Source organism: Saccharopolyspora spinosa NRRL 18395 (assembly GCF_000194155.1).
Taxonomy (GTDB): Bacteria; Actinomycetota; Actinomycetes; order Mycobacteriales; family Pseudonocardiaceae; genus Saccharopolyspora; species Saccharopolyspora spinosa.
Genome location: NZ_GL877878.1, coordinates 1,881,239 through 1,894,323, shown reverse-complemented (window position 1 = coordinate 1,894,323; position 13,085 = coordinate 1,881,239). Strand labels below are relative to the sequence as shown.

The window sequence follows — 13,085 nt, the reverse complement described above, 5'->3', positions numbered from 1 at the left end:
CTTCTGTGCCCGGCGATTTGCATTAGGCTTCATCGCGCCGTAAGGTTGGGTACACAACGACGCGGGGTGGAGCAGCTCGGTAGCTCGCTGGGCTCATAACCCAGAGGTCGCAGGTTCGAATCCTGTCCCCGCTACTCTTTTGATGGTCAAGGCCCTCGACATAGTCGGGGGCCTTTTCCCGTTGTCCTTATTTCTTTACGGGGACCGAGCCCCGTAGGCCCCCACGGTGCGGTGGTCGCTCTTCGTCGGCTCCTTGTGTTTGGGAGCGTTCCCGGTCTGGCTCTGGGCCAGCCTTTTCGTTCGGTGTGCGTGGGCTTGCGGTGGCGGCTTGAGGTGGACCTTGTTGGGGCGTTTCTCGGCTCTTGGGCGTGTTGGGCGCCCGTTGTCGGTTTGGTTTGAGTCTTTGCTGGTGGGGTGGGGTTTTCGAGGTTTGGAGGACCCCCTTGTTCCGGGGGTTTTGGGGGTGTGTAAAGTACTCCGTACAACAGAAAAACGCAGACGGCGCGGGGTGGAGCAGCTCGGTAGCTCGCTGGGCTCATAACCCAGAGGTCGCAGGTTCGAATCCTGTCCCCGCTACTAACGGAAAGCCCCCGGCTTAGGTCGGGGGCTTTCCGTTTTTCTGGTCTTCCGGTTATTTGAGGCCTTCGGCCCATTGGCGGGCGCAGGTCGGGGAGCAGACCCTTCCTTCTCCCCGCACCACTCCTGCCGGGCGCATCGTTCGTCCGCACACCATGCAGGCGTCTGTTTCGCCTTCTCTCTGCACGGGTACCAGTGACCTGGCTCGTTTGGCTTGTTCGGTGACCTTGTTGGTCATCTTCGTCTTGCCCTCGTTGACCTTGGTGCGCAACCAACTGCGACGCACGCCCAGCACCTCCTGAATCGGCCGCTCATCGGGCCGCCAACTTGTCGGCCAAATGCAGATTGCTAGTGACTTGCCGTAGTTGTGCGGCTCCACAACGTGATAGCACCGCATTGCGCCGCGAAGACCCCCCATCCAGGCGAACCGTGGGAATCCTCGTCGCAATACGTGCAGTCATGCGACCGTGGATGTGTGCGCCCCGTGTTCGGTGCCGCCGCGCCGCCAGTCGTCTGGAGCGCGCGCCAATGGCGCAATCGTTCGTCCACTTGGACCAGTCCACTGCAACCACTGTGGACAGAACTGGGGACCACTGTGGACAGCGGCGCGGAGGCATGGCACCGTGGCAGTTGTGACCGAGCTGAATGCGACATCCGCTGCCCTGTTGGGACTACTGCACGAAGGTCCGAAGACCGGTGGCCAGCTGGTTGCTGCCGCCACCGAGCGCTTCGGAGGGTTCTTCAGCGTGACCCGCAGCCAGGTATACCGCGAGCTGCCCGCGCTGACCGACGCCGGCCTGCTGCGCCTCGGCAAGCAGGGTCCGCGCTCCAGCCAGCAGTACGCGATCACGGCCGCTGGCAAGCGCGCCTTCAAGTCGTGGCTGAACACCGAACCGGGGCCGGACAACGTCCGCAGCCCGCTGATCCTCCGGCTCGTCTACTCGGGTTCCCTGACGCCGAAGCAGCGCTCCGGGCTGGTCGAGTCGGCCCGCGCCCAGTACGCGGTGAAGGTGGACGAGGCGAGGAACGCGGCGAAGGCCGCGACCGACCCGTATGAGAAGGCGGCCGCAGACTTCACTGTGTCCTACAACCGGGCGATCATCAAGCTGCTGGACTCGATTCCGGACTGAGTTCCCGGGCCGGACCGTCGTGAGTGGCGGTCGTCACCTCGATGGCCAGAACCACTCACGGCCGGAAACGGGCCGTCCTCGTGGGCGGCCCGTGCTCGGTGAAGTACGCTGAGCACTGTGAATCCCGACGTCGCTGCCTCACTCAAAGAACTTTCCAACACCCTCGAAGGCATCGAGAGTGTGATGGATCTGGCCGCGCTGCGCGCGAATATCGGTGAGCTCGAGGCCGAGGCCGCCAAGCCGGACCTGTGGGACGACGTCGAGCACGCACAGCGGGTCAGCAGCCAGCTCGTGCACCGCCAGGCCGAACTGCGCAAGATCACCGAGCTGCGGCAGCGCCTCGAAGACCTCGAAGTGCTCTACGAGCTCAGCGAAGATGAAGGCGATTCGGCCGGGCTGTCCGAGGCCGACGAGGAGCGGGACCGCCTCAAGAAGGACCTCGAAGCCCTCGAGGTGCGCACGCTGCTCTCTGGCGAGTACGACCAGCGCGAGGCGATGGTGACCATCCGCGCCGAGGCCGGCGGCGTCGACGCGGCCGACTTCGCCGAGATGCTGATGCGGATGTACCTGCGCTGGGCCGAACGGCACTCCTACCCGGCGGAGGTCTACGACACCTCCTACGCCGAAGAGGCCGGCCTGAAGTCGGCCACGTTCCGGGTCAACGCCCCCTACGCCTACGGCACCCTCTCGGTCGAGCAGGGCACCCACCGGCTGGTGCGGATCTCGCCGTTCGACAACCAGGGCCGGCGGCAGACCTCCTTCGCCGGAGTCGAGGTGCTGCCGGTCGTGGAGGAGACCGACCACGTCGACATCCCGGAGAAGGACATCCGGGTCGACGTCTTCCGCTCCTCCGGCCCCGGCGGGCAGAGCGTGAACACCACCGACTCCGCCGTGCGCATCACGCACATCCCGACCGGCATCGTGGTGTCCTGCCAGAACGAGAAGTCGCAGCTGCAGAACAAGGCCGCCGCGATGCGCGTCCTGCAGTCCAAGCTGCTGGCCCGCAAGAAGGAGGAGGAGCGCGCCGAGCTGGACGCCCTCAAGGACAGCGGATCGAGCTGGGGCAACCAGATGCGCTCCTACGTGCTGCACCCGTACCAGATGGTCAAGGACCTGCGCACCGAGCACGAGGTCGGCAACCCCGACGCGGTGCTCGACGGCGACATCGACGGATTCCTGGAGGCCGGCATCCGCTGGCGCCGCCAGCGGCAGAGCGTGGCCTGACCAGTACCGCGCGCAGGGTCCTGGCCGGCGATGAACCCGCAGGTGATCGCGGGTGCAGCCGCCGGTCCGGGTGAGTGATGTCCCCCTAACGGTCGCAGGTAAACTCACGCCCCGTGATCCGCCTTGAGCACGTGTCCAAGACGTACAAGACGTCGACCAGGCCCGCTCTCGACGATGTCTCGGTGGGCATCGAAAAGGGCGAGTTCGTGTTCCTCATCGGGCCCTCCGGGTCCGGCAAGTCGACGTTCATGCGGCTGCTGCTGCGCGAGGACGTGCCCACTCGCGGGCGGGTCTTCGTCGCCGACTGGAACGTCGCGAAACTGCCGCGTCGCCGCGTCCCCCGACTGCGCCAGCGCATCGGCTGCGTGTTCCAGGACTTCCGGCTGCTGAACAACAAGACCGTCGCGGAGAACGTCGCGTTCGCGCTGGAAGTGATCGGCAAGCCCCGCAACGACATCCGCCGCGTGGTGCCCCAGGTGCTGCAGCTGGTCGGTCTGGAAGGCAAGGCCGACCGGATGCCCCACGAGCTCTCCGGTGGTGAGCAGCAGCGCGTCGCGATCGCGCGGGCCTTCGTCAACCGGCCGCTGGTGCTGCTCTGCGACGAGCCGACCGGAAACCTCGACCCCGACACCAGCCAGGACATCATGTTGCTGCTGGAGCGGATCAACCGCACCGGCACCACAGTGGTCATGGCCACGCACGACCACTCCATCGTCGACTCGATGCGGCGCCGCGTCGTCGAGCTCAGCCTCGGACGGGTCATCCGCGACGATGCCCGCGGCGTCTACGGCGTCGGCCGCTAGCCCCGACAGCGTCCGACCCCGCACCTGAGGACAACACCCCCGACCGGCAGGAAAGCTGACACAAGATGCGCGCGAGCTTCGTATTCAGCGAGGTCGTCAACGGCCTTCGGCGCAACGTGACGATGACCATCGCGATGATCCTGACGACCGCCATCTCGGTCGGTCTGCTCGGCGGCGGTCTCCTCGTGGTCCGGATGATCGACAAGATGCAGGAGACCTACCAGGACCGCGTCGAGGTCGTGGTGTTCATGACCGACGACGTCAGCGCCAACGACAACGACTGCACCCAGCAGCCCTGCGCGAACATCATGGCCGACCTCAAGCGCGTGCCCGGCGTGGAGTCGGTGGCCTTCGAGAACCGGCAGAAGGCGTTCGAGAACTTCAACAAGGTCTTCGAGTCGCAGCCGGAGCTGCGTGACGTCGCCCGCGCCGAGGCGATGCCGGCCTCGCTGCGCGTCAAGCTGTCCGACCAGGAGCGCTTCCCGGCGTTGCAGCAGCAGTTCAGCGGGCGTCCCGGTGTGGACAGCGTCGTCAACCAGGCCGATTATCTCAACCGGCTGTTCGACGGGCTCAATGTCGTCCGCAATGGTGCGTTCTTCATCGCGCTCATCCAGGCGCTCGCCGCGCTGCTGCTGATTTCCAACACGATCCAGCTCTCGGCGTTCACTCGGCGCACTGAGACCGGCATCATGCGCTTGGTGGGTGCCACCCGCTGGTACACACAGTTGCCGTTCTTGCTGGAGGCGGTTGTCTCCGGTCTGATCGGAGCGTTCCTGGGGATCGTCGGCCTCCTCATCATCAAGGTGGCATTCCTCGACCGGGCCCTGTCGCCGGTGTTCGGCACCGGCATCATCCCCCGCGTGGAATGGGGCGACATCGCCTTGGTCTCACCGGTCCTGCTGCTCGTCGCGGCGGCCGTCTCGGCGGTCACCGGCTACGTCACGCTCCGCCTCTACGTCCGCCTGTAGCGGGATTACCGGTGCCGCGGTTCGCGTTGCGAACCGCGGCACCGAAAGTCACGTGACACGAAAGCTAGAGTTGTTCGTATGGTGAAGGAACGCGGCCGCAAGGTCATCGCGCAGAACCGCAAGGCGCGGCACGACTGGGCGGTGCTGGACACCTACGAGACCGGCATTGTGCTGACCGGCACCGAGGTCAAGAGCCTGCGGCAGGGCAAGGCGCAGCTGGTCGACGGATTCGCCACCGTCGACGACGGCGAGGTCTGGCTGCGCAACGTGCACATCCCCGAGTACACCGAGGGGACGTGGACCAACCACGAGCCGCGCCGGTCTCGCAAACTGCTGCTGCACAAGCACGAGATCCTCCGGCTGATCGGCAAGATCAAGGAGAGCGGGCTGAGCCTGATCCCGATGTCGCTGTACTTCAGCGACGGCAAGGCGAAGGTCGAACTCGCCCTCGCGCGAGGCAAGAAGGCCCACGACAAGCGGCAGGACCTGGCCAAGCGCGACGCGGACAGGGAGATGCAGAAGGCCATCGGGCGCGCGCGCAAGGGCATGCGGTAGTGCCGCTGCGCAACGATGCGGAGGTCCCGGCCTGGACGGCCGGGTTGGGGCTGCCCGGGTTGGTCGACATCCACACGCACTTCCTGCCGGAGCGGGTGCTGCACAAGGTCTGGGCCTACTTCGACGAGGGGGCCACGCATTACGGCTTCGAGTGGCCGATCCACTACCGGCACAGCGAGGAAGTCCGTATCCAGACGCTCCGCGATCTCGGGGTGACGACCTTCGCGCCGCTGGTCTACGCGCACCGGCCGGGCATGGCGGCCTGGCTGACCGACTGGGCGCGCGACTTCGCCGACCGCACACCCGACGCGGTGCCGACGGCGACGATCTTCCCGGAGCCCTCGGTCGCGGACTACCTGGCCAAAGCGATCGATGCCGGTGCGCGGTGCGTGAAGGTGCACGTCCAGGTCGGCGCTTTTGACCCGCGCGACGCATTGCTTGAGCCCGCGTGGGGATTGCTCGCTGAGACGGGTGTGCCGGTCGTGGTGCATTGCGGCGACGGTCCGCGGAAGGGCGAGCACACTGGGCTCGACGTGTTCGAGGGCGTGCTGCGGCGCCACCCGCGACTGGTCGCGGTGCTGGCGCACGCGGGAATGCCCGACTACGCGGCGGCGCTGGACCTCGTGGACCGCTATTCGGGCGTGCACCTCGACACCACGATGGTCGGCGTCGCCTTCACCGAACGAATCGCTCCGCTGCCCGCGGACTGGCCGGCCAGGCTGGCCGCGCACGCTGACCGAATCGTGCTGGGCACCGACTTCCCGAACATCCCCTACCCGTACGCCGAGCAGCTCGCGGCCATCGCGAGCTGGGCCGAAGCCGACGACCGGCTCGGCGCGGACTTCCTGCGCGCCGTGCTGCACGGCACACCGTCCTGGCTGCTCGGGCTAGGGACTTGATCGTTTCAGGGATATCGGAATGATCGCCGGGAAGCGAGGCGTTATGCTGGGGTACACCGGTTCGAAAGCCGAGCCGGCAGCGAGGGGGTGAACGGTTTCGACTCCGTACGTTGATCCAAGGGAAGCGTGCCGGTGCAGGCGGGAGACCACCGTGAGCGTCGCCGCAATTGAATAAGCGCCGACAAGAGTCAGCGCGAGTTCGCCCTCGCCGCCTGAGCGAGGAGCGACTCTGTCGGACCGGGATTGCCTCCGACCCGGGATCCGGCATCAGCTAGGAGGCTCTTACCGCCAGGTCCGGTCGCGGGACCTGGCGGGACATCTAACAGCGACTGGGCTTGTCACACCGGCTAGTTCGCGAGACCGGTGAAGCCGAGCAGAGACACAGCGGACTGCGCACGGAGAAGTCTTGGTGAGGCGACGGAGGACCCGGGTTCGATTCCCGGCACCTCCACCAACGCGGCCTTACTCGAACCGTGGTCCTCAAGGACCACCTCGAGCAAGTCTGCGTCGGTCATCCGATCAAGAGCGGCTCCTTCCTTCGGGAGGGGGTCGCTCTTGTCGTTGGTGACTGCCCTGGTCCCGACCTCGATGAGCCCAACCATGCCGTCGGTGAGGTCGTGTCCGGCGATGATCTCGGCGTCGACGTGCAGCTTGCTGAAGATGACCTTCGTCATAGCGCGCTTCACTCCGTCACTGCCGCGTCGGTAGAAGCCCTGATGGCGCTCAGGTGAATCTCCCCGGACCTGCTCACTGAAATTCCCCACCCGCGTGGCTCCGCCGAGACGGGCGGGGCTCCCTCAAGGCTGGTGGTCTCTGACCACTCACCAGCTTGAAGGAGCCCCTGATGGCGCTCAGGTGAATCTCCCCGGACCTGCTCACTGAAATTCCCCACCCGCGTGGCTCCGCCGAGACGGGCGGGGCTCCCTCAAGGCTGGTGGTCTCTGACCACTCACCAGCTTGAAGGAGCCCCACGTCTCCATGCTCACACGGGAGGAAGACATCGACGCGCACGCCCTGTCCGCCCGGGGCTGGACGATCTCCGCGATCGCCCGCCACCTGGGCCGGGACCGTAAGACCATCCGCGCCTATCTCAACGGCGACCGTCAACCCGGGTTTCGTGCCTGCACGACGCCGGATCCGTTCGAGCCGTTCGCGATCTACTGCGCGGCGCGGCTGGCCGAGGACCCGCACTTGTGGGCCACCACGCTCTACGACGAGCTGCTCGAGCTGGGCTACGGGTTCTCGTATCCGACGCTGACCCGCCAGCTGCGCATCCGTAGCCTGCGCCCGGCGTGTGAGCCGTGCCGACCGGCGACGGGGCGGGCGGTCGCGGTGATCGAGCACCCGCCCGGTGAGGAGACCCAGTGGGACTGGGTCGATCTGCCCGACCCGCCCGCGCACTGGGGGTGGGGCAGATGCGCCCACCTGCTGGTGGGGGCGCTGTCGCACTCGAGCCGGTGGCGCGGCAGGCTGTGTCCGTCGATGGATCAGCCGCACCTGATCGACGCCCTGGACCGGGTCACCCGCGCGCTGGGCGGGTGCACGGATGTGTGGCGGTTCGACCGGATGGCCACCGTGATCAACCCCGGCACCGGGCGGGTGCAGGCCTCCTTTGCCGCTGTCGCCAAGCATTACGGTGTGCAGGTGCGGGCGTGTCCACCGCGACGAGGCAACCGCAAAGGCGTGGTGGAGAAGGCCAATCACGTTGCTGCGCAACGCTTCTGGCGCACCCTGCCCGACGACGTCACGCCCGAGCAGGCCCAGCAGGTGCTCGATACCTGGTGCGCCAAGCGCGGCGACACCCGGCTGCGTCCCACCTCCGACGGGAAGGCTTCGGTGGTCACCGTCGCGGCGGCCGAGCCGCTGCGTCCAGCGCCGGCCGCGCCGTTCCCGGCCACCCTGTCGGTGACCCGAGTGGTGTCGGCCCAGGCACTGGTGTCCTTCCGCGGCAACCGCTACAGCGTCGCCCCGGAACTGGCCGGAGCCACCGTCGCGCCGGCCGCGCCGTTCCCGGCCACCCTGTCGGTGACCCGAGTGGTGTCGGCCCAGGCACTGGTGTCCTTCCGCGGCAACCGCTACAGCGTCGCCCCGGAACTGGCCGGAGCCACCGTCACCGTCACCCTCCGGCTCGGCGCCGGGCACCTCGACATCGCCACCGAGACCGGAACCGTCATCGCCCGCCACACCCTGGCACCCGAGGGAGCCGGCGCCATGGTCCGCGACCACGGACACGTGCTCGCCCTCGAACACGCCGCCATCACCGCCGCCACCTCCGCTCGGCCGCACCGTAGCAAGCAGCGCATCCCACCCGGACCGGCCGCCCGCGCCGCCGCCGACACCTTGCGCACCCGCACCAGCGGCAGCCCGACCACGCCCGGCGCCGCCGGCGCGGAGGTCGTCATCGATCTCGCCCGCTACGCCGCGGCAGCCGCCGCCCGCACCACCCCGCCCCCGGCCGCCCCGGCCGGCGACAAATAACACGCCAGAGAAAGGAAAACCCAGTGACAGCAACAAAAATCACCACCGCCACCGACGAGACGACCCCGACAACCGCCGGCCAGGCCAGCCTCTACCAGCAGCTGCGCGGCCATCTGGCCACGTTGAAGCTGCACGCCGCCGCCGAGGCGCTGCCCAGGGTCCTCGATCAAGCCACCGCCGAAGACCTCACCCCCACCGCCACACTCGAACGTCTCTTCGGCATCGAGGTGTCCGCGACCGAGGCCCGCCGCCTGGCCGGCCGGCTCCGCTTCGCCTCGCTACCCACCCCGGCCACCCTGGAGGACTTCGACTACGACACCGCCCCCGCCGTCGACCCCAAGCTCATCAACGAGCTGGCGACCTGCCGCTACATCGAATCCGCCACCAATGTCCTGCTCATCGGTCAACCCGGCCTCGGCAAAACCCACCTCGCCGTCGGGCTGGCACGCAAAGCCGCCGAGGCCGGCTACCGCACCTACTTCACCACCGCCGCCGACCTCGCCGCCCGCTGCCACCGCGCCGCGATCGAGGGCCGCTGGGCCACCACCATGCGCTTCTTCAACGGCCCATCCTTGTTGGTAATCGATGAACTGGGCTACCTTCCGCTTCCCGCCGAGGCTGCCTCCGCACTGTTTCAGGTTGTCTCCCAACGATATTTGAAGACCTCCATCGTGCTGACCAGCAACCGTGGCGTCGCCTCCTGGGGCGAGGTCCTCGGCGACACCACCGTCGCCGCCGCCCTACTCGACCGACTCCTGCACCGCTCCGTCGTGCTCACCCTCGAAGGTGACTCCTACCGGCTACGCGACCACCAAGCCCGCACCTCCTTGGTGTCCAGCTCGTCCAGCCGAGCACCAAGACGCTTCTTGAACGCACTCATGTGGCCCTGCTCTAACAACAGAGCGTCGTCAAGTTGGTGACGCACTGTGGCCTGAAAGGTGTCAGTGAGCCGTACTGTGCCGAGATGCTTGTCTACTGCGGCTTCGATCTTGGCGACACTGAGGTACGGCAAGTCGCAGAGGTGCTTCTGGCGACCCCGACAGAAGAAGTAGAAGTAGATACCCCCGTTGCCCTTACCTCTGGCGATGAGCATCCGGTGGCCGCAGCGGTGACACCAGAGCAAGCCTTTGAGCCAGTGATGGTGGTGACGCTCGCGGGTGCCGCCGCCCCGGCGAAGGGCGAGGACGCGCTGAACGCGGTCGTAGATCTCCTCGGTGATGAGCGCCTGGTGTCGGCCGGGGTACTCCTGGTCATCGTAGGTGACGAATCCGCAGTAGTAGCGGTCACTGAGGATCAGGTAAAACTGGCTCAGAGAGAGGGGTTTCGGTGAGTGGCGACGGTCGCCTCGGGTACGTAGGCCAGCGGCGTTGATCTGGTCGAGCACTTCTTGTGCGGTGTACTGGCCGCTGGCGAACAGCTCGATACCTTTGGTGATGAGCGGGCCGCGCTCCGGGTCCACAGCGATAGTGCGAATCTCGCCGCCTTCGGGCTTGGCTTCGCGAACGTTGAGGTAGCCGAGCGGAGGCGTGCTGATCGTGCCGCCGTTCTTGACTTTCTGGCCCATCTTGTAGCGGATGTCTGCTCCACTGGCTTGTGACTGGTATTGGTCGACGGCGTGGATGATTGACTCGACCATCGCGCTTTCGGGTCCTTCGCCCATATCGAGGATGGTTGAGACAATGCGAGTTCCGAATTTGCTGAGATCACGCTTGGTGATCGCGGCGTCAACGGTGTTGCGAAAGACTCGGTTGAAGTGGTAGACGATCACGTAATCTATGTCTTTTTGCTGCTTGACCCAAGCGAGCATTTCCTGGAAGGTAGGTCGTTTGTCGATGCTTGTTGCTGTCCGGCCTGGCTCAACGAACTCATGGACAATTTCCGCGTCGAGCGAGTCAGCTTTGCGCTTCCCTGCCTCACGCTGAGCGGGAATCGAGATACCTTCGGGGTTATAGTCGGTATTGACCTGACTGGGTGTAGACACGCGGAGGTAGAGCACGGCACGCTTACGACGTCTCGCGCCGGTGGCGTACTCTTTGACTGAGCCTTTCCGGGTAACGGTTGGTCGCTGTGGGTGATCATGTTGTGCGGTCGTGTTCGGAAGTCGTCGCACCCCTACTCGAGCGACTCCTGCACCGCTCCGTCGTGCTCACCCTCGAAGGTGACTCCTACCGGCTACGCGACCACCAAGCCCGCACCGACACCCTCCGCCAAGCCACCACCGGCACCCGGCAACCGCTACGCTAACCACCACGCCCGAGTGGGGAATTTCAGCGAGCAACTCTGGCCCAAGCCCGCACCGACACCCTCCGCCAAGCCACCACCGGCACCCGGCAACCGCTACGCTAACCACCACGCCCGAGTGGGGAATTTCAGCGAGCAACTCTGGCCAAGATCATTAAGCGGCATCAGCCCTGCGGATCAGCGAGGAGGGCGAGCGCTGCGGCGAAGAACTGCTGCCCTTCTTCCAGCCTGCTCGTCGTGTCGGCAAGCTGGGTTTGGACCTCGGTGCGTTCCCGTTCGATCTCCGTGAGCTTCTTCTTGATCTTCTGGCGCGGCCATTCGGGGTCATCGAGCAGATCGAGCAGGCCGTCTTCCTTGGTGTCCAGCTCGTCCAGCCGAGCACCAAGACGCTTCTTGAACGCACTCATGTGGCCCTGCTCTAACAACAGAGCGTCGGCAAGTTGGTGACGCACTGTGGCCTGAAAGGTGTCAGTGAGCCGTACTGTGCCGAGATGCTTGTCTACTGCGGCTTCGATCTTGGCGACACTGAGGTACGGCAAGTCGCAGAGGTGCTTCTGGCGACCCCGACAGAAGAAGTAGAAGTAGATACCCCCGTTGCCCTTACCTCTGGCGATGAGCATCCGGTGGCCGCAGCGGTGACACCAGAGCAAGCCTTTGAGCCAGTGATGGTGGTGACGCTCGCGGGTGCCGCCGCCCCGGCGAAGGGCGAGGACGCGCTGAACGCGGTCGTAGATCTCCTCGGTGATGAGCGCCTGGTGTCGGCCGGGGTACTCCTGGTCATCGTAGGTGACGAATCCGCAGTAGTAGCGGTCACTGAGGATCAGGTAAAACTGGCTCAGAGAGAGGGGTTTCGGTGAGTGGCGACGGTCGCCTCGGGTACGTAGGCCAGCGGCGTTGATCTGGTCGAGCACTTCTTGTGCGGTGTACTGGCCGCTGGCGAACAGCTCGATACCTTTGGTGATGAGCGGGCCGCGCTCCGGGTCCACAGCGATAGTGCGAATCTCGCCGCCTTCGGGCTTGGCTTCGCGAACGTTGAGGTAGCCGAGCGGAGGCGTGCTGATCGTGCCGCCGTTCTTGACTTTCTGGCCCATCTTGTAGCGGATGTCTGCTCCACTGGCTTGTGACTGGTATTGGTCGACGGCGTGGATGATTGACTCGACCATCGCGCTTTCGGGTCCTTCGCCCATATCGAGGATGGTTGAGACAATGCGAGTTCCGAATTTGCTGAGATCACGCTTGGTGATCGCGGCGTCAACGGTGTTGCGAAAGACTCGGTTGAAGTGGTAGACGATCACGTAATCTATGTCTTTTTGCTGCTTGACCCTGATCATGTTGTGCGGTCGTGTTCGGTGTGAAGGATGACGAGGGCGGCTTTGACGATGGTGCCGATTTTCCGGGGGCACAGGCTTATGTTGCGGAGTGCTTTGAAGGTCGTTTTGAGCACGGAGTTTCCGCGTTCCCCGATGGCTCGTTTGCCGTTGTGGGTCTTGTTGTGGGCTTTCTGGTCGTCGGTGAGTTCGCCGCCTTTCGGTTTCTTGAAGGCGACGGTGATGGTGCCGGATTCGCCTTCGTAGCCTAAATCGCCCAGGACGGGCAGGTCATCGCTGGTCCAGGCGGTGAGGGCGGGCATGATTTCGGGGTGGGCGCGGAGCGCGGTGGTGTCGTGCTCGCGGCCCGGGCGCACCTGGGAGGTCCATAGCGGCCAGCCGTCGGGGGCGGTGATGACCTGGATGTTGCCTCCGTGGTTGGAGTGTTTTCCCGACCACCACAGGTCCACGCCACGAGTGGGGCCGGGTGTACGGACCCGATCGGTTTCGATCAGGGTGCCATCGATGGAGATGTGGCCGTGGCCTGCGATTTTCGCTGCCAGCAGTGCTGATTCCAGTGCTGGAGCCTGGGCGGCGAGCACTGCGAATCCCTCATGGAGATAGGTGTATGCGGTGGAGGAGCTGATCGTGTGATCGACGGCCAGCTGTTTCACGCGAGTGCCGTCGAGAAACCAGCGCAGCACCAGGATCGCCTGCTTGTATGTGCTCAGCGATCTCCGGTGCTTGCGGGTGCCGCACCGCAGGCGTTGGGTGTGCAGCAAGCTCGACAGGTACAGCACGGTCAGGTCGCGTACCGGCAACGTCGCGGTGTATGTCACACTCATCAGGCGCGGAACTCCTATGAAGTTGATCTGTGGTAGGACCAAATTCATACCCGGGGTTC

The 13,085-nt window shown here is 65.5% G+C and carries 13 protein-coding genes, 2 tRNA genes, 1 other RNA gene and 1 pseudogene; 13 read left to right on the top strand and 4 right to left on the bottom strand.

Annotation, left to right across the window (positions count from 1 at the left end):
• The first annotated feature begins 60 nt into the window (after window positions 1–60).
• Window positions 61–134, top strand: a tRNA-Met gene (locus SSPN_RS0109555).
• Window positions 135–502: 368 nt separating this feature from the next.
• Window positions 503–576, top strand: a tRNA-Met gene (locus tag SSPN_RS0109550).
• A 55-nt stretch (window positions 577–631) separates the two neighbouring features.
• Here SSPN_RS0109550 and SSPN_RS50705 read toward each other — a convergent pair.
• The gene (locus SSPN_RS50705; RefSeq protein WP_010693940.1) at window positions 632–862 is read right to left on the bottom strand and encodes a hypothetical protein; all 231 of its coding nucleotides are present in this window, start codon (window positions 860–862) and stop codon (window positions 632–634) included.
• A gap of 346 nt (window positions 863–1,208) precedes the next feature.
• Between SSPN_RS50705 and SSPN_RS0109545 the strand changes: the two genes are divergently transcribed.
• The 10 genes from SSPN_RS0109545 (at window position 1,209) to istB (ending at window position 9,553) form a co-directional block, all read left to right on the top strand.
• A complete protein-coding gene (locus SSPN_RS0109545) occupies window positions 1,209–1,706 on the top strand; it encodes a PadR family transcriptional regulator (protein WP_010693939.1) in 498 nt (165 codons plus the stop codon).
• A gap of 117 nt (window positions 1,707–1,823) precedes the next feature.
• Window positions 1,824–2,930 carry a peptide chain release factor 2 gene (gene prfB, locus SSPN_RS0109540; RefSeq protein ID WP_010693924.1) on the top strand — a complete coding sequence of 369 codons (1,107 nt, stop codon included), beginning with the start codon at window positions 1,824–1,826 and terminating at the stop codon, window positions 2,928–2,930.
• Between the two features lie 113 nt (window positions 2,931–3,043).
• Window positions 3,044–3,733, top strand: a complete 690-nt coding sequence (gene ftsE, locus SSPN_RS0109535) for a cell division ATP-binding protein FtsE (protein ID WP_010693922.1) — start codon at window positions 3,044–3,046, stop codon at window positions 3,731–3,733.
• A 65-nt stretch (window positions 3,734–3,798) separates the two neighbouring features.
• Window positions 3,799–4,701, top strand: coding sequence for a permease-like cell division protein FtsX (ftsX, locus tag SSPN_RS0109530; RefSeq protein WP_010693920.1), 903 nt, complete (start codon window positions 3,799–3,801; stop codon window positions 4,699–4,701).
• A gap of 78 nt (window positions 4,702–4,779) precedes the next feature.
• Window positions 4,780–5,256, top strand: a complete 477-nt coding sequence (gene smpB / locus SSPN_RS0109525; protein WP_010693918.1) for an SsrA-binding protein SmpB — start codon at window positions 4,780–4,782, stop codon at window positions 5,254–5,256.
• Window positions 5,256–6,155, top strand: coding sequence for an amidohydrolase family protein (locus SSPN_RS0109520; RefSeq protein ID WP_010693916.1), 900 nt, complete (start codon window positions 5,256–5,258; stop codon window positions 6,153–6,155). Before smpB ends, SSPN_RS0109520 begins: the two co-directional genes overlap by 1 nt.
• 83 nt (window positions 6,156–6,238) lie before the next feature.
• Window positions 6,239–6,609, top strand: a transfer-messenger RNA (tmRNA) gene (gene ssrA / locus SSPN_RS49925).
• A 19-nt stretch (window positions 6,610–6,628) separates the two neighbouring features.
• Window positions 6,629–6,886: a hypothetical protein gene (locus SSPN_RS49920; RefSeq protein ID WP_063713919.1), complete on the top strand. Its 258-nt coding sequence runs from the start codon at window positions 6,629–6,631 to the stop codon at window positions 6,884–6,886.
• 247 nt (window positions 6,887–7,133) lie between these two features.
• On the top strand, window positions 7,134–8,633 hold the full coding sequence (istA, locus tag SSPN_RS0109510; RefSeq protein WP_010693913.1) for an IS21 family transposase: 1,500 nt from the start codon (window positions 7,134–7,136) through the stop codon (window positions 8,631–8,633).
• Window positions 8,634–8,656: 23 nt separating this feature from the next.
• Window positions 8,657–9,553, top strand: a complete 897-nt coding sequence (gene istB, locus SSPN_RS59510; RefSeq protein WP_010693912.1) for an IS21-like element helper ATPase IstB — start codon at window positions 8,657–8,659, stop codon at window positions 9,551–9,553.
• Between the two features lie 56 nt (window positions 9,554–9,609).
• Here the strand turns inward: istB and SSPN_RS50700 are convergent.
• A pseudogene (locus tag SSPN_RS50700) lies at window positions 9,610–10,629 on the bottom strand (recombinase family protein); the annotation flags it as partial.
• A 71-nt stretch (window positions 10,630–10,700) separates the two neighbouring features.
• On the opposite strand from SSPN_RS50700, the gene SSPN_RS53630 reads away from it, so the two are divergent.
• Window positions 10,701–10,877 (top strand): hypothetical protein, encoded by a 177-nt coding sequence (locus SSPN_RS53630; protein ID WP_202798805.1) that lies wholly within the window; start codon window positions 10,701–10,703, stop codon window positions 10,875–10,877.
• Between the two features lie 161 nt (window positions 10,878–11,038).
• On the opposite strand, the gene SSPN_RS43230 is transcribed toward SSPN_RS53630, so the two are convergent.
• Both SSPN_RS43230 and SSPN_RS0109485 read right to left on the bottom strand, forming a co-directional pair.
• Window positions 11,039–12,205, bottom strand: coding sequence for a recombinase zinc beta ribbon domain-containing protein (locus tag SSPN_RS43230; RefSeq protein ID WP_010693908.1), 1,167 nt, complete (start codon window positions 12,203–12,205; stop codon window positions 11,039–11,041).
• Entirely contained in the window at window positions 12,202–13,026 is an 825-nt protein-coding gene (locus SSPN_RS0109485; protein WP_029535146.1) for an HARBI1 family protein, read from the bottom strand. The genes SSPN_RS43230 and SSPN_RS0109485 overlap by 4 nt, the downstream gene beginning before the upstream one ends.
• Between the last annotated feature and the right edge of the window lie 59 nt (window positions 13,027–13,085).